The sequence below is a fragment of the Asticcacaulis benevestitus DSM 16100 = ATCC BAA-896 genome (assembly GCF_000376105.1).
GTDB lineage: Bacteria > Pseudomonadota > Alphaproteobacteria > Caulobacterales > Caulobacteraceae > Asticcacaulis > Asticcacaulis benevestitus.
The window spans coordinates 266,760-290,031 of sequence record NZ_AQWM01000001.1 but is presented as its reverse complement, the minus strand read 5'-3'; the positions used below and the strand labels follow the sequence as shown (position 1 = coordinate 290,031).

At 58.6% G+C, this 23,272-nt stretch carries 18 protein-coding genes; 7 read left to right on the top strand and 11 right to left on the bottom strand.

The genetic code is table 11. The features are described 5' to 3' along the window. Position 1 precedes the first annotated feature (1 nt). Positions 2-943, top strand: coding sequence for an NUDIX hydrolase (locus tag B060_RS0101445; RefSeq protein WP_018079967.1), 942 nt, complete (start codon positions 2-4; stop codon positions 941-943). Here the strand turns inward: B060_RS0101445 and B060_RS0101440 are convergent. The 5 genes from B060_RS0101440 to B060_RS23690 all read right to left on the bottom strand — a co-directional run bounded on the left by B060_RS0101440 (position 940) and on the right by B060_RS23690 (position 8,826). Then, entirely contained in the window at positions 940-1,641 is a 702-nt protein-coding gene (locus B060_RS0101440) for a hypothetical protein (protein ID WP_018079966.1), read from the bottom strand. The two genes, B060_RS0101445 and B060_RS0101440, sit on opposite strands and share 4 nt — an antisense overlap. 127 nt (positions 1,642-1,768) lie before the next feature. Continuing rightward, a complete protein-coding gene (locus B060_RS25930; protein WP_081606777.1) occupies positions 1,769-2,668 on the bottom strand; it encodes an OmpA family protein in 900 nt (299 codons plus the stop codon). Positions 2,669-2,866: 198 nt separating this feature from the next. Further along, positions 2,867-5,533 (bottom strand): pyruvate, phosphate dikinase, encoded by a 2,667-nt coding sequence (gene ppdK, locus B060_RS0101425; protein WP_026172501.1) that lies wholly within the window; start codon positions 5,531-5,533, stop codon positions 2,867-2,869. A 93-nt stretch (positions 5,534-5,626) separates the two neighbouring features. Beyond that, positions 5,627-7,906, bottom strand: coding sequence for a glycine--tRNA ligase subunit beta (gene glyS, locus B060_RS0101420; RefSeq protein ID WP_018079962.1), 2,280 nt, complete (start codon positions 7,904-7,906; stop codon positions 5,627-5,629). Positions 7,907-7,908: 2 nt separating this feature from the next. Continuing rightward, the gene (locus tag B060_RS23690) at positions 7,909-8,826 is read right to left on the bottom strand and encodes a glycine--tRNA ligase subunit alpha (protein ID WP_018079961.1); all 918 of its coding nucleotides are present in this window, start codon (positions 8,824-8,826) and stop codon (positions 7,909-7,911) included. 139 nt (positions 8,827-8,965) lie between these two features. Between B060_RS23690 and B060_RS0101410 the strand changes: the two genes are divergently transcribed. Both B060_RS0101410 and B060_RS0101405 read left to right on the top strand, forming a co-directional pair. Further along, complete coding sequence (locus B060_RS0101410; protein ID WP_018079960.1) at positions 8,966-10,282, top strand: AmpG family muropeptide MFS transporter; 1,317 nt, start codon at positions 8,966-8,968, stop codon at positions 10,280-10,282. A gap of 74 nt (positions 10,283-10,356) precedes the next feature. After that, positions 10,357-10,821, top strand: coding sequence for a DUF6157 family protein (locus B060_RS0101405; RefSeq protein ID WP_018079959.1), 465 nt, complete (start codon positions 10,357-10,359; stop codon positions 10,819-10,821). Here B060_RS0101405 and B060_RS0101400 read toward each other — a convergent pair. From B060_RS0101400 to B060_RS0101390, 3 genes are all read right to left on the bottom strand, one after another. Beyond that, positions 10,759-11,673: a 4-(cytidine 5'-diphospho)-2-C-methyl-D-erythritol kinase gene (locus B060_RS0101400; RefSeq protein ID WP_026172500.1), complete on the bottom strand. Its 915-nt coding sequence runs from the start codon at positions 11,671-11,673 to the stop codon at positions 10,759-10,761. The two genes, B060_RS0101405 and B060_RS0101400, sit on opposite strands and share 63 nt — an antisense overlap. Beyond that, on the bottom strand, positions 11,673-13,472 hold the full coding sequence (locus B060_RS0101395; protein ID WP_155847733.1) for a tetratricopeptide repeat protein: 1,800 nt from the start codon (positions 13,470-13,472) through the stop codon (positions 11,673-11,675). The genes B060_RS0101400 and B060_RS0101395 overlap by 1 nt, the downstream gene beginning before the upstream one ends. 120 nt (positions 13,473-13,592) lie before the next feature. Beyond that, positions 13,593-15,284 (bottom strand): electron transfer flavoprotein-ubiquinone oxidoreductase, encoded by a 1,692-nt coding sequence (locus tag B060_RS0101390; RefSeq protein ID WP_018079957.1) that lies wholly within the window; start codon positions 15,282-15,284, stop codon positions 13,593-13,595. Positions 15,285-15,383: 99 nt separating this feature from the next. Here B060_RS0101390 and B060_RS0101385 point away from each other — a divergent pair, with 99 nt between their 5' ends. Together B060_RS0101385 and B060_RS0101380 are read left to right on the top strand one after the other, a co-directional pair. Beyond that, the gene (locus B060_RS0101385; protein WP_018079956.1) at positions 15,384-16,211 is read left to right on the top strand and encodes a uracil-DNA glycosylase; all 828 of its coding nucleotides are present in this window, start codon (positions 15,384-15,386) and stop codon (positions 16,209-16,211) included. A gap of 209 nt (positions 16,212-16,420) precedes the next feature. Continuing rightward, positions 16,421-18,670 carry a lytic transglycosylase domain-containing protein gene (locus B060_RS0101380; RefSeq protein WP_018079955.1) on the top strand — a complete coding sequence of 750 codons (2,250 nt, stop codon included), beginning with the start codon at positions 16,421-16,423 and terminating at the stop codon, positions 18,668-18,670. Here B060_RS0101380 and B060_RS0101375 read toward each other — a convergent pair whose 3' ends face one another. Together B060_RS0101375 and B060_RS0101370 are read right to left on the bottom strand one after the other, a co-directional pair. Continuing rightward, positions 18,671-19,345 (bottom strand): glycosyltransferase, encoded by a 675-nt coding sequence (locus tag B060_RS0101375; RefSeq protein WP_018079954.1) that lies wholly within the window; start codon positions 19,343-19,345, stop codon positions 18,671-18,673. Further along, entirely contained in the window at positions 19,342-20,580 is a 1,239-nt protein-coding gene (locus B060_RS0101370; RefSeq protein ID WP_018079953.1) for a class I SAM-dependent RNA methyltransferase, read from the bottom strand. The genes B060_RS0101375 and B060_RS0101370 overlap by 4 nt, the downstream gene beginning before the upstream one ends. Positions 20,581-20,766: 186 nt before the next feature. Between B060_RS0101370 and B060_RS0101365 the strand changes: the two genes are divergently transcribed. Beyond that, on the top strand, positions 20,767-21,336 hold the full coding sequence (locus B060_RS0101365) for a hypothetical protein (RefSeq protein ID WP_018079952.1): 570 nt from the start codon (positions 20,767-20,769) through the stop codon (positions 21,334-21,336). A gap of 117 nt (positions 21,337-21,453) precedes the next feature. Then, the gene (locus tag B060_RS23685; RefSeq protein WP_018079951.1) at positions 21,454-21,930 is read left to right on the top strand and encodes a glycine zipper domain-containing protein; all 477 of its coding nucleotides are present in this window, start codon (positions 21,454-21,456) and stop codon (positions 21,928-21,930) included. 60 nt (positions 21,931-21,990) lie between these two features. Here the strand turns inward: B060_RS23685 and B060_RS0101355 are convergent, their stop codons facing one another. Next, complete coding sequence (locus B060_RS0101355) at positions 21,991-23,172, bottom strand: glycosyltransferase (protein WP_018079950.1); 1,182 nt, start codon at positions 23,170-23,172, stop codon at positions 21,991-21,993. Between the last annotated feature and the right edge of the window lie 100 nt (positions 23,173-23,272).

The window sequence follows — 23,272 nt, the reverse complement described above, 5'->3', positions numbered from 1 at the left end:
CATGAACCTCGCAATCGAACTCTCGGCTGTGGTGGTGACCGTCAAGGACAACGAGGCGCTGGTTTTGTGCCTTAACCTGCCGAAAGGCGGTGCGGCCTTCGCCCTCCCCTCCGGACCGTTCGTGCCGCAGAACCACCGCACCTTCGATCTCGCCCTGCGCGCCTTCGTGCGTGAACAAACCGGCTTTGACATCGGCTATGTCGAACAGTTGTACAGCTTCGGCGATGACGGACGCCAGGGTATCGCCGCCACCGCGCCTGAAGATGTCCGGGCCATTTCGGTCGGCTATCTGGCCCTGACGCCGCAGGCCGGATTTCAGGCGCGCTTTGACGCGACCTGGGTGCCCTTCCATCGTTTCTTTCCCTGGGAAGACTGGCGCAAAGGCGAGATCAACCCCGATCTCGAAGCCTTGCGTCCGGCCTTGTCACGCTGGTGCGAAGCCGCCGATTCTGCGCAGGAACGCGCACTCAGGCTACGTCGTGTCGCCACCCTGTTTCCGGAGGACTTCGACAACTGGAACGAGGAGCGCGTTCTCGATCGCTATGAATTACTCTACAATGCCGGCCTGGCCGGAGAGGCCTGCCGCGCTCATGGTGAAGCGGGTATGTCCCTTTATGGCGGCGAACCCATGGCGTCTGACCATCGCCGCATCCTCGCTACCGGCCTTTCACGCCTGCGCGGCAAGCTGAAATACCGTCCGGTTATTTTCGAGCTCATGCCGGAACGCTTTACGCTGCTGGAATTGCAAAAATCGCTGGAAGCCCTCTCAGGCCTGCGCCTGCACAAGCAGAACTTCCGTCGTGCCCTTGAACGGACCGGCTTTGTGACGCCACTGGGCATCATGCGCGAAGACACAGGTGGCCGCCCCGCTGAACTTTATAGCTACGATCAAGACCAGTTCCGCTTCGGCCCATCACTGGGCCTAAGCCTGCCTAGGGCTTAATTCAGTCCGCCAAGACGTGCCGCCTGCGCCATCCAATTTTCCCGCACCATGCGCTGTGGCGACTGGATACGGCTCGACATCCACGCCACGTTTTCGGGCGACCAGCCTGCGAGTTGCCAGTAATAATAGATACCCAGCGCATTGAGTTCGCTCTGTTTGCCGGCATCGATGCCCGAAATGACCGTCAAATCGTCCGGTGCTGTTTGCGGCACGCCGACACGCGATGGCTCAAGACCGCTGCCTGCCTGCTGAACCGCGGCCTCGATGCTCTCCGGCGTCATGCTGGCGAGACTCGAAATGCGCCGTTGCAGGCTGTTATCGAAACGACGGATCTGGACATTGCCAGGCACATGCGAAGCCGCCACCAAATCAAGACGAGCGGAGTTGTGTGGCGGTGCATAGGGTGCCTTGTCCGCCAAAGGCTTGTCGCCCAGGGGCTTGCCACCAAAGGGCACGACCACACCAGAGGTAAAGGCCTCGGCTGCAGCATCGAGATAAGCCACCGGCTGCGGTGCCGGTGCCGGTTCGGGCGTACTGTCCGCCACGGGCATAAGCGGCTCATCGTCGAAAACGGCGCGCGGGCGCTCAAAAGCGCTGTATTCGCTGCGCGCCCGGCGCGCTATCGTCCAGCCCAGCCAGGCCGAAACCAGAAAGGCGCTCAAGAGCAGCAGCAAGGATTTCAGGATCAGGATCGTCATGGCTTCCCCTTAGCGCTTTTTCGGCGGGCTGACGCGCTTGGCAATAAAGCCGGTGATCAAACCGAGCATAGCCGCCCCAGCCAGTAACCAGCGCAATTCCATAACCAGATGCAGCATGGTTTCCCCCTTAGCTCGCGTTGACAGTGAAAACGACACGGCGATTGCGGGCGCGCCCTTCCGATGTGGCGTTATCGGCCACCGGCAAAGCGCCACCAAAGCCGCGCACGATCACGCGATTGGCGGCCAGACCGCGTTTGACCAGAGCATCGGCTGCGGCCTGCGCCTTGGCCTGCGAAATGGTCTGGTTGACGAGACCGTCCCCCACATTATCGGTATAGCCCGAAACCGTCAGGCGCACCTGAACCGGACAGGCGGCCACCACCTTATAGACATCACCGATCAGGCGCTGGCTTTCCGGCGTCAGGTCGTAGGTGCCTGATGTATAGATAAGCTGACGCTGCCCAACCACGGCATCGAGATCCTGATCGCAGGAGCGCGCCACCTGGGTGCTGGCCTCAAGAGCCGAATCCCCGGCAACACGCGGCCCATCTCCGGGGGAGATCGAAGCCACAACGGTAGCGCCATCACCATGGATAGTCTCGATTGGTGCCGTGATCGGCGGTGTCGTGGTCGGCAGGGCGGAGTGATCATTATAGGCGGGCACAGGCGGGCTGACGCTCGCCAAGTGAGCCGTCACCCTGACGCCATCCACCACCTGAATATCGCTGATCGGGCTATTGACCAGAGCCCCGCCCGGCAGGACCGGCGCGTTCATACTCACCGCCGCTAAGGTCGCCTTAGCCAGCACGAGTTGGGCTTTGGCCTCTGGTGTGTCGGTTGTTGCGTGTAAGGTGACACTCTGGCCGGAGACATCGGCCTTGACCTGCGTGAGGCCTTTGACCGTCAGGGCCTGATCGATACTGGCCCTGAGGTCGGTCTCCATAGCCGGCAGGATGCGGTAAAGCCCCGCACCACATAATAAGGCCAGGCCTGAAAGACCTGCAACCCAAACGGTCCTGGCTGTCATCGGTTACCCCCACACGATTAACGAGCGTCATGCCAAAAAGTGGACGCCACTTTTTGGACAACCATGATGCGTCCTAAAACCCACCCAATAGCGTTAACCTTTTTATCGCGTGCCGGCGCAACACACAACCACCCAAAACAACTGAGAGGGGACAAATAAATTGCCCCCTCCCGGATGTGCTTTCGATGTAACGTCTTATCAGCCTTTGGCGGCAATCGCCGCTTGCGCTGCTGCCAGTCTTGCCACCGGTACGCGATAGGGCGAACAGGAGACATAGGCCAGTCCGGCGCCATGACAGAAGGCGATCGAAGCCGGATCACCGCCGTGTTCGCCGCAGATGCCCATCTTGATATCCGGACGCTGCTTCTTGCCCTTTTCAGCGGCAATCTTGATCAGCGCGCCGACGCCTTCCTGATCGAGCGAGACGAACGGGTCCTTCTCGAAGATGCCCTTTTCGATATACGGGTTCAGGAAGCGGCCCGAGTCATCACGGCTGATGCCGTAGGTCGTCTGGGTCAGGTCGTTGGTGCCGAAGGAGAAGAATTCGGCCGTTTCCGCCAGCTTATCAGCCAGCAGGGCGGCGCGCGGCAGTTCGATCATGGTGCCGACCATGTAGGGGATATCCTTGCCCTTGGCGGCAAAGACTTCCTTGGCGATGGCATGGGTCATGGTCGTCAGATAGGCCATTTCCTCGCGCGTGGCGACCAGCGGGTGCATGATCTCCGGCTTCGGATGACCGCCAGCAACCGCCACTTCCACCGCCGCTTCAAAGATCGCGCGGAGCTGGCTTTCGTAGATTTCCGGGAAGGTGACACCGAGGCGGCATCCCCTCCAGCCCAGCATGGGGTTGGTCTCGGAAAGTTCCTTGGTGCGCTTGTAGAGCTTTTCTTCGCCCACGCCCGAAGCCTCGGCTACGGCCTTCATGTCTTCCGGCGTATGCGGCAGGAATTCGTGCAGCGGCGGATCGAGCAGACGGATGGTCACCGGCAGGCCGTCCATGATCTGGAACAGCTCGGCGAAATCCTTCTTCTGCATCGGCTGGATCTTTTCCAGCGCCTTGCGGCGTCCGGCTTCCTCATCGGCCAGAATCATTTCGCGAACCGCCGAGATACGTTCGTCATCGAAGAACATATGCTCGGTACGGCACAGGCCGATACCTTCAGCGCCGAAACCGAGCGCCGTACGGGCATCGGCGGGTGTTTCGGCGTTGGTGCGGATGGCCAGCGTCTTGTATTCGTCGGCCCATTTCATAATCTGGTGGAAATCGTCCGAAAAATCCGGCTCGATCATGCGGATAGCCCCCTTCATGATCTCGCCCGACGAGCCATCCAGCGTGATAACTTCGCCATGCTTGAAGGTCTGACCGCGCGAAACGAATTCGCCACGCTCCGCATAGATGCTCATCTCGCCGGCACCGGAAACACACGGACGGCCCATGCCGCGCGCCACAACGGCGGCGTGGCTGGTCATGCCGCCGCGTGCCGTCACGATGGCGCGGGCAGCGTGCATACCGTGGATATCTTCCGGCGAGGTTTCGTCGCGCACCAGGATCACAGCTTCGCCGGCCGCGGCAAAGCGCACGGCGTCATCGGCGGTGAAGACGATCTTGCCGGAGGCCGCACCGGGCGATGCCGGCAAACCACGGGCGATGACCACCTTCTCGGCCTTGGGGTCAAGCATGGGGTGCAGCAGCTGATCGAGCGCCGAGGCGTCAATACGCATCAAGGCTTCTTCGGGCGTGATCAGGCCTTCCCTGGCCATATCGACGGCGATTTTGAGCGCCGCCTTGGAGGTGCGCTTGGCGTTGCGGGTCTGGAGCATGTAGAGCTTGCCCTGCTCGACTGTGAACTCAACGTCCTGCACATCGCGGTAGTGATTTTCGAGCTTATCGACCGTTGTCTTGAACTGGTCGAAGACTTCCGGCAGCGCCTCTTCCATCGAAAGTGCGCGTTCGCCCATTTCCTCGCGGGCCTTTTTCGTCAGGGCCTGCGGGGTGCGGATACCCGCCACCACGTCTTCGCCCTGCGCATTGAGCAGGAACTCACCGTAGAGATCGCTGTCGCCGTTGGAGGGGTTACGGGTGAAGGCGACGCCGGTGGCCGAGGTCAGGCCCATATTGCCGAAAACCATCGACTGGATATTGACGGCGGTGCCCCAATCTTCGGGGATATCGTGCATCTTGCGATAGAACTTGGCGCGATCGTTCATCCACGAACTGAACACGGCCTTGACCGCGCCCCAAAGCTGTTCCTTGGGGTCTTGCGGGAAGTCGCGGCCCAGCTCGGACTTCACCATCGCCTTGTAATCCGCGATGATCCTCGTCCAGTCCTTGTCGGTGATGTCGGTATCGACCGTCACGCCAAGGCGATCCTTGTGATCGTCCAGAATGTCCTCAAAGCTGTGATGGCTGACGCCCAGCACAACATTGGAATACATGGTAATGAAACGGCGATAGCAATCAAGCGCAAAGCGGCGGTCACCGGTCAGTTCGCTCAGGCCTTCGACGGTTTCGTCGTTGAGACCGAGATTGAGCACCGTATCCATCATGCCGGGCATTGAAGCGCGGGCGCCGGAGCGCACCGATACCAGAAGCGGATTGGACACCTGGCCGAAGCCCTTGCCCGTGCTCCTTTCCAGTTCGGCCAACGCCTTTTCAACCTCGTCAACCAGACCTTCCGGCAGGGACGACTCGTTTTTGAAATAATGGACGCAGGCTTCGGTCGTGATGGTGAAACCCGCCGGAACCGGCAGGTTGAGCGACGACATTTCGGCGAGATTCGCCCCCTTGCCGCCCAGCAGGGCCTTCATTGAGGCGTCGCCATCGGCCTTTCCGGCCTTGAAAGCGTAAACCCAGTGCTTTGACATGAACTTTCCCTTTTCATTTTCAAGCATGACTTGATATTTTAAGCGAGGTGTTTCAGGAAACTCGTTGTTTTCCTGTATTTTATAAAAACGTCATCAGGAAATTTTGCTGAGATCAGCAATATCTCCGGACAGATCACACACAGCTTGCAGAAGGATCAGACGGTTGGCCCGGATCGCCGGATCTTCCGCATTGACCAATACCCCGTCGAGGAAGGCATCGACATCATGCCGCATTGCAGCAATATGATGCAAGGCGTCAATATATTTTTCCTCAGCGAGTGACGTCTCTACCGCACGTTTGGCGGTGTTGATGTGCGTCAGCAGGGTGGCTTCCACCGCCGGCGCGTCTTTCAGAGCCTTGGGCGCGCCTAGTGGCAAGGCCGCTTTCTTGGCTTCGGCCGCCAGAATATTGGCGGCACGCTTGTGAGCGGCCAGTAAGTTTTCGCCTTCAGGAGACTTCAGGACTGCTTCAAGAGCCGCGATCTTCTCGGTCTGGCGCACGATATCGCCGTCCTTGAGCGCGAAGACAGCTTCGATCACGTCGAAGCGGAAGCCCTCGTCCTTGAGCTGGACCTTGAGGCGATCGGCCATGAAATCCTCGAATTCGGGTCCGACCTGGGTAAAGCTGCGGAAACTCAGCAACGCACCTTCAACCTCCGGCACATTCGGGACGTGCTCGTACAGGATATCGAGATCGTAATTGCGATCGGTCGGGATCACCCAGACCGGGCTTTCCAGCAGCCCCTGCTGGAAATCGCGCAGGTAGTTGTCGAAGATATCGCCTTCGCCTTCCGACCAGCGCGGACCGGCCGAACCGCGCCAATTCTCGGTATCGACATAGACGGCCCTGCCCTCGCCGGCATAGATCAGCAGGCTCTTGTACCAGAAGCCGGCCAGTTGGCTGAGACCAACGCGGACATTGTGCTGGCGCAGGATGCGCAGGATACCGAGCGCCGAACGACGCAGGGCGAACGGGTCTTTCGAGCCGGTCGGCTTTTCATCGATAGCGAAGAAACCGATCAGGGTATCGATCTTGTCAGCTAGGGCCACAGCGGCCGAAACAGCGGCTTCCGGCACCGAATCCGAAGGGCCCTGAGGCTTGTAATGCTCACGGATGGCGTTGGCGACCTCCGGCTTCAACCCTGCGGCATCGGCGTAATAACCGCCCATGACGCCTTGCAGTTCCGGAAATTCGCCGACCATGTAAGACGCCAGATCGGCCTTGGCGAGACGCGCCGCCTCAGCCGCCACAGCCGGATCGGCGTGGATGAAAGGTGCGATATCCTTGGCCAGGGCTTCGATGCGTGCCACGCGCTGCGCCATCGTGCCGAGCTTGGCATGGAAAGTCACGCCATTCAGCTTCGTCAACCATTGATCGAAATTATGGGCGCGATTGTCTTCCTTCCAGAAGAAGACACCGTCCGACAAACGCGCCGACAGTACCTTGGCGTTACCGCGCTTGATTTCCGCGCCGCCATCGATCGCTTTCATGTTCGAGGTAATGACGAACTTAGCCGCCATCTTGCCCGTCGTCCTATCCTTGACCGCGAAGTACTTCTGATGCGTGCGCATAGAGGTCTTGATGACTTCCGGTGGCAAGGTCAGGAAGGCCGGGTCCATATCACCCAGCAACGGCACGGGAAACTCATTGAGCCCGGCCACCTCTTCCAGAAGCCCTTGATCCTCTATAAGCTCGCAACCGGCCTCTGTGCAGATGGCCTTGGCTTGTTCGAGAATGATCTTTTGGCGCTCTGCATGATCCAGAATGACAGAATTATCCGCCAAGGCCTTCTGATAGCTGTCAAAATCACTGACGGGAAAAGACTGTGCCGAACCGAGGAAACGGTGGCCTTCGGTCACATTGCCTGCCGTGAGGCCTTCGAGTTCAAACGCAATGACCTCGCCATCGAACAGGAACAGGATGCGCTTCAGAGGCCGCACCCAGCGGAAGGTTGAGGTACCCGAGCGCATCGACTTCGGCCAGGGGAAGCTAAGAATGACCTCACGCAGCATGGCGCCCAGCACCTCAGCGGTTTTCACACCGGGCTTTTCTATGCGCGCCAGCCAGACGCCATTTTCCAGCACAAGCTTATCACGTGTCAGGCCGACCTTGCGCAGGAAGCCTTCCATGGCATGCGGTGGGGCACTTTCCTTCGGCCCCTTGACCTCTTCGGTCACGGCGGCGGTTTCCTTTGGCAGGCCTTCGACCACCAACGCCAGACGGCGCGGGCCGACATAGGCCTTGAGGCTTTCAAAGGTCAGGCCGGACGCCGTGAGCTTGGCGCCAAACAGACGCTCGAAATCACGCGCGGCACCCAGTTGCATACGGGCCGGAATTTCTTCGGAGAAGAGTTCGATCAACAGTTGAGCCATGTCTATTGCCCTACCACTTCGTTGCTTGAGGGCAAGCGCGCCTCCTCCTGCTTCGCCCATTCAAGCGCACAGGCCTTACAGAGATCACGGATACGGCCGATATAGCTCTGACGTTCCGCCACGGCGATGGCGCCGCGCGCATCCATCAGGTTGAACAGGTGTGAGGCCTTCAACACATGGTCATAGGCCGGCAGGACGAGCGGATAGCCGAGGCTGTTCTTCGTCTCCAGAATGCGCGTCACATTGGCTTCCATGTCTTCAAACTGGCGCTTGAGCGTCGGCACGTCCGAGGCTTCAAAATTGAAGGCCGAGAACTGCCGCTCCTGCTCCTTGAAGATATCGCCGTATTTCACGCCGGCATTGTTGAAGCGGAGATCGTAGACATTATCGACGTTCTGGACATACATGGCCAAACGCTCCAGCCCGTAGGTCAGTTCGCCCGACACCACATCGACCTCAATGCCGCCGACGCCCTGAAAATAGGTGTACTGCGTCACTTCCATGCCGTCGCACCACACTTCCCAGCCAAGCCCCCAGGCGCCCACGGTCGGGTTTTCCCAGTCGTCCTCGACGAAGCGGATATCGTGCAGTTGCGGATCGAGCCCGATCGCTTTCAGTGAGCCGAGATAGAGCGCCTGCAGGTTCTCCGGATTGGGCTTCAGGATGACCTGATACTGGTAATAGTGCTGCAAACGGTTAGGGTTTTCGCCATAGCGGCCATCAACCGGGCGGCGCGACGGCTGCACATAGGCGGCCTTCCACGGCTTCTTGCCAAGCGCGCGCAGAACCGTGGCCGGATGGAGCGTGCCGGCGCCGACCTCGATATCATAGGGCTGGAGTATGGCGCAGCCCTGTTTGGACCAGTAGCTGTGAAGGGTCAGGATCAGGTCCTGAAAACTTAAGGGTTCGGCTGAAGACATTGTGCTCTGCAAATGGCTTTGAATTTGGCGCGAACATAGAGGGAGGCTTAACCGCCCGCAAGCCAAAAGACCCCGTATTTAAAAAGAAAACCTGTCCGAAGACGGGAGAATCTGGCTTCATCGCGCAAGGAGCCGCCATATGATTGCACACGAGACAAAAAACCGCGTGAAAGCCGTAGGCGCAGCTCTCCGGCATCCGACCTCGTGGCTGCTGCTTGGTATGGGCTTTTCCGCCGGCCTGCCCTTCCTGCTGGTGGGCGGCACCTTGGGTTTCTGGTTAAGAAGTTCGGGCATCTCCCTGACTCTGATTGGCTTTCTGGGCTGGGTCAGTTTGCTGTACGGTCTGAAAGTGGTCTGGGCGCCCTGGATGGACAAGGTGCGCCTGCCGTTCCTGCATGGCTGGCTCGGCCAGCGCCGCAGCTATATGCTGCTGTCGCAAATCGGCGTTGCCCTGGGCCTGATCGCCATGGCCCTGATCGGTCCGCAACATCTGGCAGGGCTTGCCTGCGCCGCCCTTTTCGTCGCCTTCGCCGCTGCCTCGCAGGAAATCGCTATCGATGCCTGGCGGGTCGAACAGACGGAAAGCGAGGCCGATCAGGCGCTTAACCCCAGTTTCTACGCCTTTGGTTTTAGAATCGCCATCCTGACCACCGATGCGCTGGTACTCGTCCTGTCCAAGCGCGTCGGTTGGCCGCTGTCCTACCAGATCCTGGCTCTGGCCATGCTGATCGGCGTGACCGTCACGCTTATGGCCCCCCCCAGCACCATCGAAACCCATATCAAAACCTCGACCAAAACGCTTTACGCTCTGATCGTTGAGCCCTTTGTCAGCTTTTTCAACGCGCATAAGGGCACAGCCGGGTTGATCCTGCTGACCCTCGCGCTTTACCGCCTGCCGGATTACCTGATCGGCCCGGTGGCCGGCCCGCTTTATCAGGATATCGGCCTCGATCAGGACACCATCGCCGCCATGCGCGCCTCCATCGGTTTGTGGGCGTCCTTTATCGGGATCGCCGCTGGCGGCTCATGTCTGTTGTGGCTGGGTGTCCAGCGCAGTTTCCTACTGGGCGCACTGGTCGGACCGATCTCCAACATATGTTTCTCATGGATGGCTGTGTCGCATGGCGATCCGGTCATCTTTGGCCTCACGCTTGTGGCCGATAATTTTTCCAACGGTATCGCCGAGACCGCACTCGTCGGCTTCATGACCCAGCAGACCCTTAACAGCCAGCAAGGCCGCGAACACACCCTCACCCACTATGCGCTGATGTATTCGGTCGCCGCCTTAACCGGCAAGTTCCTCAAAGGCTTTTCGGGCTGGGCGGTCGATCTGATCAAACCGGACCTTGGCCTTTTCAACGCCTATTCCGCCTTCTTTATGGGCACCGCGCTGATCGGCCTGCCTTGCCTCATCTTGTGCTGTTATATGGGCAAAAAAGGCGTATTCTCACGCTGATATTCGTATCGTCTTTTTATGCGGCGAAGGTCTAAATCTCGCCCATAAAGTTCCAATGCGTGCGGGGATGTTACATGAAAATCACCAATACTTTCATTCGCATAGCCGATGACAGCGATGCCGCCATGGGCATTGTGCCCAAGGTCAAGCCTGGCAAGCCAAGCGTGGGGCGCATGCATTACGATCTTCTGACCGATCATCCTTATGAATACGATCTCGACAGCTTCAATTTTGAAATCTGGTGTCAACGCAACGATATCGATGCGGCCGACCGTGAAAGCCACCGCGAAGCCTTCTTTTCCAAGGGCCACCCGTGTATGCGGGCCTCACCGCTGACCAAGACCCATGGCTTTGGCGCGCATTATAATTATGCCGGAAAAATAGCCATCTATCCCGTTGATTCAAAAGCCTATCATAAGCTTCTCAACGACCCGGATAATAAGGTAGAGATGGCGATGCGCTCAAAGCGCCCCGCCTCAGCCAAGGCGACAGCGCCTGACCCAGCCGGACGGGTACATCACGCGCAGACGCACGCTTAGGGCTTCGGCGTCTTCGTCAGTGCGGCAAAGGGCGAAACAGGTAGCGCCGGAGCCGGACATGCGGGCGAAAAGTGTTTGCGATTGCTCACGTAAGTCAGCCAACACTTTCCCGATAACGGGCTGCAGCGATATTGCCGGCGCCTCCAAATCGTTACGTGTGGTATTTAGGTAGTCGATTAACTGCGTAAGCTGAATGTTATGACTGAAGCACAGCACAGAACCGTGGACCAAGTCCTGCGCGGAAATTACGTCCTCTCCAATCCATCTCGTGTAGATCGAACGATAGCTGCCTGCCTCGTCATAGGCTTGGAAAACTTCAGGTGTCGGACACTCAACACCAGGATTTATCAACACACATGGCAATGAAGGCAAAATGATAGGACTGAGCTTTTCGCCATAACCTTCAGCAATACAAGATTTTGACCAGGCGCACATCACGCCGTCTGCTCCGGTCTTACTGGCTATGGCGAAAAATGTCTCCTGTGACATTTCCGGGTTCCAGTCTCTTAGCAGGCGTAACATGGCCCCTGCATCCGCGCTACCACCTCCAATACCCGAAGCCAAAGGCAGGTTCTTGGTCAGGCGATAATCCCAAACCTTGTTCTTGTCGCCTGTTGCTTCTTCAAAGAGGCGGACTGCCTTCATGATCAGGTTGTCTTCACCCGTGCTCAGTCCTTCAGCATAAGGCCCATCAATTCTCAACCGGCCCTTGCCGCCAAACACGAGTTGAACCTCATCCCCAATATCCGCGAAGGCCACCATACTGCGCAAAGGATGATAGCCACGCGCATCTGGTGCTGCGACATGAAGATACAGATTGACCTTGGCTCTGGCGGTCGCGGTCAGCGTCATCAGGGGTGACGCTTCGGTTCTTCGTTCAGTGCCTGCGTACCGTTTGATGCCTTGGCGGCGATCTTGCGATCGGCGGCATTGGCGTCCAGTTTGCGGCGTACCTCGACGGCCTGGCGCTCGGTCGTTTTCAGCGTCAATACGCGCTTCCATTCGTAACCGGCTTCGATATCGCGTCCCATTGCCTTGTAAACGTCCCCAAGATGCTCGTTGATTTCCGGATCGGACGGCTCCATCTGCACGGCCTGCTCGATAAAGCTCAGCGCCTGTTCGTATTCACCGAGCTTGTAATAGCCCCAGCCGAGCGAATCGACGATGGCGCCCGACTTCGGATTGACGTTCAGCGCCTGACGAATCAGATCCATACCGCCCTGAATGTTTTCGCCGCGGTTTATATAGCCGTAGCCAAGGAAGTTAAGAATTTCCGGCTGCTTGCCATTGACCGCCTGTGCCTTCTTGATGGCGGTTTCGGCATCGGACCAGCGCCCCAGTCCATCATAAACAATGGCCTGCATATACCAGGCCTGCCAGCCGAAATCCTTGTCGCCCACGCGTTTGATGCGGGCATCCAGCAAGGCTTGCGCATCGGCATCCTTGTCCTGAGCGTGCAGGATACCGGTCTTTTCAATCAGCAGGCTGAGATTATCGGGATCGCGGCTGAAAGCCTGATCGATAAGCGCCAGGGCCTGACCAAGCTGCTCATCCTCGCGCATGGCCCAGACGCGGCGCAGAGTCGCTTCGTTATAGAAGGGCGATTCCGGTGCGATACTGGCCCAGGCCGCTTCGGCCGCCGGCGTATCTTTCAGTTCCTGCTGGATCTGACCGAGGAAGATGCGCTCGCGGTCGGAGGAATTGTCGAGATAGAGCGACAGATGCAGACTGGCCAGCGCAAACTCGCTATCGTGTTCGCTGAACGACACCGTCGAGGATACGAACAGGGCCTGCGCCATGCTTTCCTTTAAGCTTGGCAAAACCGGCGGCTTGTAATCGGCGGCATCGAGACGCTTCAGGGCCTGCGCCGCAGTGATATCGCCGCTCTGACTGGCGATGGCGCTCCAGACCGTCTTAGCCTCATCCTTGCGGCCACGGCGTTCCAGGAAACTGGCATAATCCGGCCCGAATACGAAACTGGCGGCGCCGGGCTGATAGAGCGATTTATAAAGCGCATCGGCCGCATCATACTTGCCCTTGATCTCATTGAGGCGCGCACGGTCGGCCTTGACGAGATAAACCAGCAGGCGATCGCGGTCATTGCCTTGCAGAGCCGCATCCCCGGAATCATCGAGCGCCGCCGACCACTTGCCGTTCATGGCCAGGATATAGGGGCGCAACAAAACGGCGTTGCGGTCGTTTTTCTTGAAAGCCAGCACAGCGTCTATGCTTTTCAGCGCCTGAGACGGTCTGTCGGCCTTGGCAGAGGTGACGGCGCCCAGCAAATTGACCATCAGTTCGGCGGTGTCGCTGGTCGGTTTCATGCCCGACGCCAGCTTAGAGGCGCGATCAATATCTCCGCCCAACGCACTGATCAAAAATGCTTTTTCGCGTAAATCACTATCGGTCGGATCGCCCAGACTTGCCGCGCCCATGGCCTTGGCCGCCGTACTTACGTCGCCTTGAGCCATGGCGAAGCGCCCGACGAGATAGTTGGCGTAAGGGCTTGGATAGACACCCAGTTCCTGGCTGGCGCTCGCGTAAATGACGCGCGGCGCGGCCATCTTATCGCTGGCCGACACCTGTCCCGCCAAGGCGAAACCGATAGCCACCAGACTAAAACCAGACTTCAACACCAAACTTGTCTTCACGTTACGACCTCTGAAGCTTCAGCAAGCTCCGTCAGCTTTCGTTCAGCCAACGGATCAGACTCCCATATCAAACATATAGGGCTAAAATGCGTAACATAAAAGTTTACGACGTTCAGAAGCCTACATATTCGGATAGTTGGGCCCGCCGCCACCTTCCGGGCATACCCAGACGATGTTGTTCGTCGGGTCTTTGATATCGCAGGTTTTGCAGTGGACGCAGTTCTGCGCGTTGATCTGCAGACGTGGCTCGCGCGTTTCCAGGCCGACAATTTCATAAACACCGGCTGGGCAATAACGCTGCGCCGGCTCGGCATATTTGGCCAGGTTGATATCGATCGGGATATGCGGATCTTTGAGTTTGAGGTGAACCGGCTGGTCCTCCTCGTGGTTGGTGGCCGACACAAATACCGATGACAACTTGTCGAACGAGATCACACCATCCGGCTTCGGATAGGCGATGGGCTTGAAATCGGCCGCTGGCTTGAGGCTATGGGCATCGCTCTTCGTGTGGTGCAGCGACCCCGTGCCGGTGAAGATGCTGAAACCACCGAGCAGATGGGTCAGGGTCATCTCGATGCCGCTGATCAGGGTGCCGAGATTGGTGCCAAACCTTGTCAGGATCGGCTTGACGTTGCGAACAAGCTTGAGCTCTTTGGCCACATCCGAATGTTCATAGGCCTTCTGGTAGCCTTCGAGCACGCGCGGCGCGTCTAGCGACTGCAGAGCCTTAAAGGCGGCGTCAGCGGCCATGATGGCAGTCTTCATGGCGTTATGGCTGCCCTTGATGCGCGGCACATTGACGAAGCCGGCCGAGCAACCGATCAGCACCCCGCCCGGAAACACCAGACGCGGCACGGACTGATAACCGCCTTCGTTGATGGCGCGGGCGCCGTAAGCGACACGTTCGCCGCCTTCCAGCACATCACGGATGGCCGGATGCTGCTTGAAGCGCTGAAACTCATCAAACGGCGACAGGTAGGGGTTTTCGTAGTTCAGATGCACCACGAAGCCGATCGACACGTAGTGATCACCGAAGTGATAGAGGAAGGAACCACCGCCGGTCTTGTCGTTCAACGGCCAGCCAAGCGTATGCTGGACAAAGCCCGGCTTGAACTTCTCCGGCTTGACCTTCCACAGTTCCTTGAGGCCGATGCCGTATTTCTGGACGTCGCTTTTGGCGTCGAGGTCGAACTTGCGGATAACGAGTTGTGACAGCGAGCCCCGCACCCCTTCGGCAAAGAAGGTGTATTTGGCGCGCAGTTCAAGGCCTGGCTGGTAATCCGGCTTATGATGACCATCGCGGGCGATACCGAACACGCCGGCCACGACGCCGGCAACAGCGCCCTCGTCATCATAAAGCACTTCCGAACAGGCCATGCCGGGATAGATTTCGACGCCCAGACCTTCGGCCTGTTGAGCCAGCCAGCGACAGAGATTGCCAAGCGAGCCGATGTAGCAACCATGATTGCTCATATAGGCGGGCTTCGGCAGGGCCGAGATATCCATCGCGCCCTGTGGTCCGAGATAGATGAACTTATCCTCGGTCACCGGCGTATCGAGCGGGGCGCCCATCTCCTTCCAGTTGGGGAAGAGCGAGGCCAGGCCGGAAGGATCGAACACGGCGCCGGACAGGATATGGGCGCCGATTTCCGAGCCCTTTTCCAACACGGCGACCGAAATGTCCTTGCCGGCTTTTTCCGCCTGCTGTTTCAGGCGAATGGCGGCCGAAAGACCGGCCGGACCGCCGCCGACGATCACCACGTCATAATCCATGGCTTCGCGCTCAATAACGGTGTCTTGCGTATCGGCCATGTTATCGTAACTCCTGACGGATCCCGGCATCCGTTTTGTTTTGAATTTTACGCACAGTCTCACTATGACAGTGCGATAGTGTTAGCTTAAGGCCCGCCCGTGATCCCTTCCGACGACCTCAGATCTGAAATCGAAAGCTATCTCGGCTTTCTGATCGATCATGAGCTGGAAGACGCCTATGAAACAGAGCCTCTTAATCGGACTCTGTCGGAAAATAAACACGCATTTAAGCGTGCCGCTGCGGCACCTGCGCAAATTCACGTTACACCCGTGCAAACGGGCAACAATGTCAGCGCTCTCAAACCGCAAAGCCTTGCCCATCTTGATCTCGGCACTGTGCTCCACGAAGCGCGCCAGCGCGCCAGCGCGGCCCGCACGCTTGATGAGCTTTATGCCGAACTGGAGGCCTTCCAGCACATGCCTTTGCGCCATGAAGGCGGCAAGGGTGTGGTGCGGTTTCGCGGCCATGCCCAGCCCGATATTCTGGTGATCGGTGAGATCCCTGACGAAGAAGAGGACGCGAGGCTCAGCGCCTTTAGCGGCAAGGCGGGCGAAATGATGGACAAGGCGCTGAAAGCCGCCGGTATTTTCGACAAGGCTATGCTCAGCCCTTGTGTTTTCTGGCGGCCGGCCGGCGGTCGCCCCCTGACAGCGGAAGATGTCAGCCTGAACGCCCCGTTCATGCACGCCCTGATCCGGCTGGCGGCGCCAAAAGCGATTCTGCTGCTGGGCGCCTCGGCGGTGTCGTGCGTGCTAAATCTCGATCAGAGCCTGGCCAAACTGCGCGGTCGCCTTGTCAGCTATGGCGAAAATCAGGCCCTGCCGGTCATGGCCAGCTACCCCCCCAACTTTCTGCTCAGGCAACCGCAGGCCAAGGGCCTTTTCTGGAATGACCTTTTGCAACTGGTCGATAACGCCAAACTCTAAGAGTCTCAAGAAGACGTGATACAACCCACAGGTACTAGGCGTTGCACGAACTCTCCCCTACTCACAGGATGGTTATTAGGTCGCAATAGGTTGCGGCTTGCCAAAAATTAATCTTTGATTAAGCTCGCTCAACGATTTTGGCGGTCAGTCCCGAAGAACTTCCGGTCTGTTCCTCCGCTAAAAATTGCATTCGGACCAAGGAAGACGTTTTGAAGCCAACCCATCGCGCCCTGATTAGCCTGTCCGCGCTCGGTTTCGCCCTTATGGCGGCGACTCCCGGCTGGACCGCTACGAGCAAGACAGAGAAGCCGACAACGGAAATTCGTACCGCCAAGCCGGCGGAAAAGAAAACGGATGCGAAAAAGGCGGCCAGCAAGACCAGTTCTAAAAAGACTGAGGTCGCTGAAAAATCGTCGAAAGCCAGCAAAAAAACCGCTGCGGGTGAATCTGACGACGCCAAGCCCTTAAAAACCAAGGGCAAAACCGCAAACGGCAAGGAAAAAGCCAAGATCGCCGATGCCGCGCCTGAAAAAGGCTCGAAGACAAGCAAAGCTTCCGAAAAAGCCTCCAAGAAAGCCACGGGAAAGAGCAAATCGGAACTGGCTGAGGCCAAATCCAGCAAGAAAAGCAAATCCGAACTCGCAGACGCCTTGTCTGGCAAGACATCCGGCAAGAAGAACAGTAAAAAGACCGAAGTGGCCGCTGCGGCGCCGGCAAAAAAATCCAGCAAAACGGCCGTAAAGGTCGCCACCGTCAAGGCGCCAGCCGTTGTGGCCACCATAACAGCCCCCAAGGTCGATGCCCCCGTCGTGATGAACGCTATGCCGCTGCCCTATGGTCTGGTGGCCGGGCAAGGCACACCGATCACGCCGGTGGCGCTGAATACCCCCCTTTCACCTTACGATACAGCGCTTTATCAATCAGCCTTCACCCTGATCGACAAGGGTGACTATGCCGGCGCCGATGCGCAACTGGCGCAGGTTACCGACAAAAGGCTTATGGGTTACGCTCAATACAACAAGCTTTTTAGCCGCGGTTATAACTCGACCTACGAAGAACTGATGGCGTGGCTGGCCGACTATGGCGATCAGCCCATGGCCATGAAGGTCTGGGGCCTGGCCAAGCGCAAGAAGCCTGAAGGCGCACCCGATCCTGCCTTCCCGCTGCTGGCCGGAAAACCGGTGTTGACAGGTGGCAATGCGATTCAGCTTGACGGTGGCACCACCCTTTCCGGCAGCACGCCGGTGGCGCGTGCCGATGCCAGCGCCCCCGCATCCGATACCGACCTGACGCCAAAATCAGCCCGATCGGCCTATAATAATGGTCAGCTTGCCGAAGCCGTGCGCCTCGGTCGCAAGATCGGCGATCACTGGGTGGCAGGCCTGGCAAGCTGGCGTCTCAAACGCTACGAAGACGCCATGGCGGAATTCACCTTCGTCAGTTCCGATCCCAGCACCAACGCCTGGACGCAATCGAGTGGCGCCTATTGGGCCGGTCGCTGCGCTGCCAAACTGGGTCAGAAGGAACAGGCCGACACCTATTTCCAACTCGCCGCCAGCTTTCCCTTCACCTTCTATGGCCTGCTCGCCGAGGCCCGCCTGGGCGTCACGCCCGCCATCGCCTTGGCGCAAAAGGGCTTACCCCCCACCTTCAGCCGTGATCAACGCACCGCCCTCGCCGCCAGCCTGACCAGCGACTTTAGCTGGACCCACACCAATGCACGCGCCCAGCGCCTCAACGCGCTCGTTCAGGTCGGTCAGCATTCCGAAGCGCAGTATGAGCTAAAAACAGCGATCCAGAATTCGAGCAACAATGATGAGCGTCAGAAGTGGCTGGCCCTCGGCGCCAAGACCCATCTGCCGGTCAATCAGCTCACCATGACCGACCGCCTGTTCGACGTCTCACTCTATCCCATGCCGGATATAGCCCCCAAGGGCGGCTACACGGTCGATAAGGCGCTGATCTATGCCCTGGCGCGCAAGGAGAGCAAGTTTGACGCCTCAGCGCACAGCTATTCCGGCGCCTATGGCCTGCTGCAACTGATGCCGTCCACCGCGGCGCTGGTTGAAAACGATCCGAGCTATAACAGCAAGCCCAAGCAATTGCTGACCCCAAGTGTCAATCTGCGCGTCGGCCAGAACTACATCATGCGACTCAAGGATTCCAATATCGTCGATGGCGACCTGCTGCGCACGATCGCCGCCTATAATGCCGGTCCGCGTCCCGTAAAGGATGCCGTGAGTTCGCTCGGCAATGACGCTGATTCGCTGCTGGTGATGGAATCGATTCCCGTGGCGCAGACCCGGCAATATGTCGAAGAAGTCGCCGCTAACTACTGGATTTACCGCCAGATCATGGGCAAGACGAGCAAGACCCTGGCGGCCGCGGCGGCTGACGCACAGATCATCGACCTGACGGCGGATTCACCCGCGCAAGCCGTAGCCTTCGCCGATAAATAATCAGGACGGCTTTTTTACCGGCGGCTTGGGCGGTATCCCTAGAAGATAGGCCAGGAAGCTGAAGCTCTTGCCGATCAGGCGCAGCATCCAGCCACGGGCATGGAATCGCTCGGCGCTCGTGGTCAGCGAGGCCCCGATCGGACGCAGCCGCGCACGACCGAGCGCCATGGATAGCGCCACATCCTCAAACGCCGCCTGATCCTTATAGCCGCCAACCGTATCGTAGAGCGCGCGCGACAGCAGCAGACCATGGTCACCGCTCGGCATGGCCAGCCAGCGCGCGCGCAAGGCCAGCATTTCGGCCCATAGACCCACCATAATCGACGGATCATCAAACCGCAGGTGGAAGTAGCCCGCCTGCAAAGGGAAGTTCTTGATATGCGCCTGCACCTGATCCATCCAGCCGTCGCCAAGCTGTGAATTGGAGTGCATGATCAGGATCCAGTCGCCGCGCGTGGCGCGACAGCCCTGCCAGAGTTGCAAGCCGCGTTCGGCGTCGGTCTTGACGATCTGACAGCCGGTCGAATCGGCGATTTCGAGCGTCGCATCGTCCGAGCCGCCATCGACGATGACAACCTCCTTGATCATCCCTTCGACCACACCGGGGACGAGCGCCGACAAGGTGCGGGCCAGGTGATCCTCGGCATTCAGGGTCGGCATGACAACGGAAATCAACGCGAAAATACTCCTACCAGCTCAACGTGGCCAGACCACAAGAACTGATCGATCGGCGTCACCCTGTCCAGCGAAAAGCCAGCGTTCACAAGGATTTTAGCATCGCGCACGAAGGTAGACGGATTGCAGCTCACGGCCACGGCGCGCGACACCTGTGAGCGCGCGATCTCGGCCGATTGCGCCTCGGCACCAGCACGCGGCGGATCGAAGACGATCGCTTCATAGCCCTTCATATCTTCGGCCAGCATGGGCCGGCGGAACAGGTCGCGCGCTTCGGCGGTGATGGTTTTCAGCCCTGGCGCAGACGCTATGCCGGTTTTCAGGGCGTGGATGGCCGGCGCGGAGCCATCGATGGCATAGACCACGGCCTTTTCCGCCAACGGAAAGGTGAAGGTGCCAGCGCCGCAGAAAAGATCGGCGACCTTTTTCGCGTCGCCGATGCCAGCCACCACCAGTTTCGCCATATCGATTTCCGAGGACGCACTGGCTTGCAGGAAGGGCGAGATCGGCAGGCCGACCATAGCCTTGCCAAAACGCACCTTGGGCGTGCGGGCCATATAGAGCATGTCCTCGCCCATGGAGACACGGGCGAAATCGGCCTCGCCGGCACACATGGCGATGTTCATGCGCGCGTCGGCCGAAAGGCCGCCGGACTTCATGCGCTCGACGCCGGTGATATCGATATCGAGTCCGGTCATCGACAGGGTAATATGCAGGATCGGCGCGGACTTCGGATGCTCGAACAGATAGCCAGCCAGTTCTTTCAGCTTGGGCAGAGCCTTGACAATGGCAGGTTCCGAGACCGGGCATTCCTGGATGGCGACCAGGTTCCACGACTTGCGCGCCTTGAAACCCAGTTCGATCTGCTTGCCATTCTTGCGAGCGTGCAGGCCGACGCGACGACGACTTTGCGCCGGAGTGGTCACGATCGGCGCCACCTCGGTCTCAAGCCCCGCCCTTTGCAGGAAGACCTCGACCATCGCCTGTTTCCAGCCGCTATAGGCGGTCATATCCCAATGTTGCAGGCTGCATCCGCCACAGGCTGAAAAATGCCTGCACGGCGGCGTAACGCGATCGGGGCTGGCCTCCAGCACCTCAACCAATTCCAGCCGGTCTTTGCCTTCGCGCACAACAACGCGCTCACCCGGCAGGGTCAGGGGCACGATCAGGCCGCCAGCGGTGATGCCATCGCCCTGAAAACCCACTTTTTCAATTAGAGCCTCAAATTCGGCCATTGTAGTTCCGCTGTTACGAAGAGAGGCCCGCTTAAAGCAGACCGGCCAAAATGCAAGTTTAAAGCCCTTGCTGTGTCGAATCGGCGCTATTTTTATCGATTATTTACAAATGGCCTTCGAATTAACCATGCGGACTTTTCGCCTGAAAGGCGATACTATATCCTATCATTCTGAGGAAAAGTCGCCATGCCCCGCCCTTATCCCACGCCTCACCCGCATCATATCGGTCCGGTCCTGATCGGCAGCGTGCTGGCTGCAGCCATCGTGGCGCTGCTGATGCCCGCCGTTGCCAATGCGCAGCATGACGACAGGTACGACAATCGCTTCACCTACAGTGACAGCGACTATTACCCCGATGACCAGGACAATAGTTATGACGTTGCCATCGCGCCCTATAGCAATGGCGATGAAGATGACATCTATTACAACAGCCCGGCCTATTATAACGAAGATGGCGTGCCCTACGCCGGCAAGAATCTGGCTTACGATTATCTGAAAGGCGATTATTACCGCTATCAGGGCCAGCCCGCTCAGGACCACCGCGCCCGTGAGCAGGACGGCTATCGGGACGGCGTACTTCAGACCCGCCCGCGCGGCTATCGTGCCTACCGCAACTATTATGATTCTGCCTGTGGATGCAGCCGCCGCGCCTATTACCGCGTCTACAATAGCTGGGGTGAGCATGAGTATCGCAAACTTGGCGGCTATAACGACCGCCGCACCTATTCCAGCAGCGATCGCTACAGCCGCTATTGAGCACAGCGTTACATGAACCAAGATGAACGAAGTTATCAAGTCTCGTTCATCTTGGTGCGACTAAGGTGGTGACATCAACGGCAAGGCGATACGCGCTCATGCCACAGGAGACCTGAGATGACGAAGATGTCCAACAGTAAGAAGATTATTATATCCGCCCTGGTATCGACGGCTCTGGTCGGCATGGCCCTGCCCGGTATCGCTTCGGCATCGTGCCGCGACAAGCAAACCGATGGCGCCGTGCTTGGCGCCGTGGCCGGTGGCCTGATCGGCGGCAGCGCGGCAAACACCCGCAACAAGGGCGCCGGTACGGTGCTTGGCGCCGTGGTTGGCGCGGCCGTGGGCTCCTCGATCGCCAAGAACAACAGCAAATGCGATAACCGCTACGCTTACAATGACAACCGCTACGCTTATAACGACAATCGTTATGATGATCGTTACGACCGCAATGATCGTTATGATGACCGTTACGACCGTCGTGAAGATCGCCGCGATGACCGCTGGGATCGCCGTGACGACCGTCGCCATGATCGCCACGAGTACCGTCAGGAACGCCGTGAAGATCGCTGGGAAGACCGCCACGACAACTGGTAAGATCTGACTTTCACCAAGACAAACTTGACGCCCAAGGTTTCCCCCGCCTCGGGCGTTTCTTTATTTCGAGCCTTTGGGGGTGCGCCAGGCAAGCCATTTGGAGGCAAAGTAGTTCCACACGCTGCTCAGAAGGGCCGCGACGATACCCGCGACCATGTAATGAATACGCAGATGGTCCTTCATGTAAACCGCCATGAAGAGGCTCAGGATTGCCCCTATTGAACAGGCGAAATAGAAACCGAGCAGGCCATAGAACATGGCGATGCCCTTCAGGCGCTTGTCGCGGAAGGTGATGGCATTGTTGACGAAGAAGTTCCATGTCATCGACACCCAGATCGCCAGGCTAAAGCTCAGCACGTCGTCAAGACGCTTCTGGAAGCGGTACATAGGCACCGACTCACCGGTATTAAAAAGGTGGTGGCAGAGAAAGAGCACCGCCGCATAGACGAAGACGCCGGTCACACCGACGCCGGCGAACAGAACGAAGCGCGCGTTCAGAACGCCGCCGGTAGCCTTTTCGATCAACAAGGCGCCCAGATCGAGCACCACGCGGATATCGAGCTTCGATTCGCCGCCCTGGCGCTGGCGCAGCGCCGCCTTGACCTCGCCAAAGCGCGGCTTGATCGGGGAAGACGCCGCCACATCGAGCAGGATTTTGAAGCCGATACCCGTCAGCTTGGGGCGCGCCGACATATAATAGTCGCGCGTCATCATGAAACAGCCGCTCATCGGATCGGACAGCGGCACCTTCAGCACCATGCCGGTCGCGGCCGTAGCCACCTTGGAACCGATATCACGCAGGCCACTCAGGCCCGTATCGGTCTGGCCGATATAGCGCGAAACGCAGACCAGATCCTTGTCGCCGGCCATGATCATATCGGCCAGGGCACGAATGGCCACCGGGTCATGCTGACCATCACCATCCATCACGCCGAGATATTTGCCGTGGGCGATATCCCAGCCCTTTATGGCGGCCGACGACAGCCCGCGCTCATTGACGCGGACATGCAGGCGGACATGGGGGTGAGACTGCGCCAGCGAGAGCACTTCTGCGGCGGTGTTGTCCGACGAATTGTCATCGACCACGATAATCTCGTGACGGATCGAACCGAGCGCCGCCGAAACCTCTTCGACGACAGAACGGATCGCAACACCTTCATTCAGGGTGCAAATAATCAGGCTAAGATCAGGCGCGCCCCCGGAAACGGATGCAGACGCAGATACAGGATCGATTCCGGACAAAAAAAGCTCCCAGCCGAAGACAAAATCAAAGGACGCTGCATATCCGGTTAAAGCCCTAAATACAAGAAGCAGGTTCGCTAAGCTCTTGACGGTGCGCAGC

What these genes read in the sequence shown, in the direction of transcription:
- B060_RS23685 (WP_018079951.1), top strand. Translation starts at nt 21,454, where the DNA reads ATGACGAAGATGTCCAACAGTAAGAAGATTATTATATCCGCCCTGGTA.
- B060_RS0101370 (WP_018079953.1), bottom strand. Translation starts at nt 20,580, where the DNA reads ATGGCCGAATTTGAGGCTCTAATTGAAAAAGTGGGTTTTCAGGGCGAT.
- ppdK (WP_026172501.1), bottom strand. Translation starts at nt 5,533, where the DNA reads ATGTCAAAGCACTGGGTTTACGCTTTCAAGGCCGGAAAGGCCGATGGC.
- B060_RS0101390 (WP_018079957.1), bottom strand. Translation starts at nt 15,284, where the DNA reads ATGGCCGATACGCAAGACACCGTTATTGAGCGCGAAGCCATGGATTAT.
- B060_RS0101410 (WP_018079960.1), top strand. Translation starts at nt 8,966, where the DNA reads ATGATTGCACACGAGACAAAAAACCGCGTGAAAGCCGTAGGCGCAGCT.
- B060_RS0101365 (WP_018079952.1), top strand. Translation starts at nt 20,767, where the DNA reads ATGCCCCGCCCTTATCCCACGCCTCACCCGCATCATATCGGTCCGGTC.
- B060_RS25930 (WP_081606777.1), bottom strand. Translation starts at nt 2,668, where the DNA reads ATGACAGCCAGGACCGTTTGGGTTGCAGGTCTTTCAGGCCTGGCCTTA.
- glyS (WP_018079962.1), bottom strand. Translation starts at nt 7,906, where the DNA reads ATGGCTCAACTGTTGATCGAACTCTTCTCCGAAGAAATTCCGGCCCGT.
- B060_RS0101400 (WP_026172500.1), bottom strand. Translation starts at nt 11,673, where the DNA reads ATGACGCTGACCGCGACCGCCAGAGCCAAGGTCAATCTGTATCTTCAT.
- B060_RS0101440 (WP_018079966.1), bottom strand. Translation starts at nt 1,641, where the DNA reads ATGACGATCCTGATCCTGAAATCCTTGCTGCTGCTCTTGAGCGCCTTT.
- B060_RS0101445 (WP_018079967.1), top strand. Translation starts at nt 2, where the DNA reads ATGAACCTCGCAATCGAACTCTCGGCTGTGGTGGTGACCGTCAAGGAC.
- B060_RS23690 (WP_018079961.1), bottom strand. Translation starts at nt 8,826, where the DNA reads ATGTCTTCAGCCGAACCCTTAAGTTTTCAGGACCTGATCCTGACCCTT.
- B060_RS0101405 (WP_018079959.1), top strand. Translation starts at nt 10,357, where the DNA reads ATGAAAATCACCAATACTTTCATTCGCATAGCCGATGACAGCGATGCC.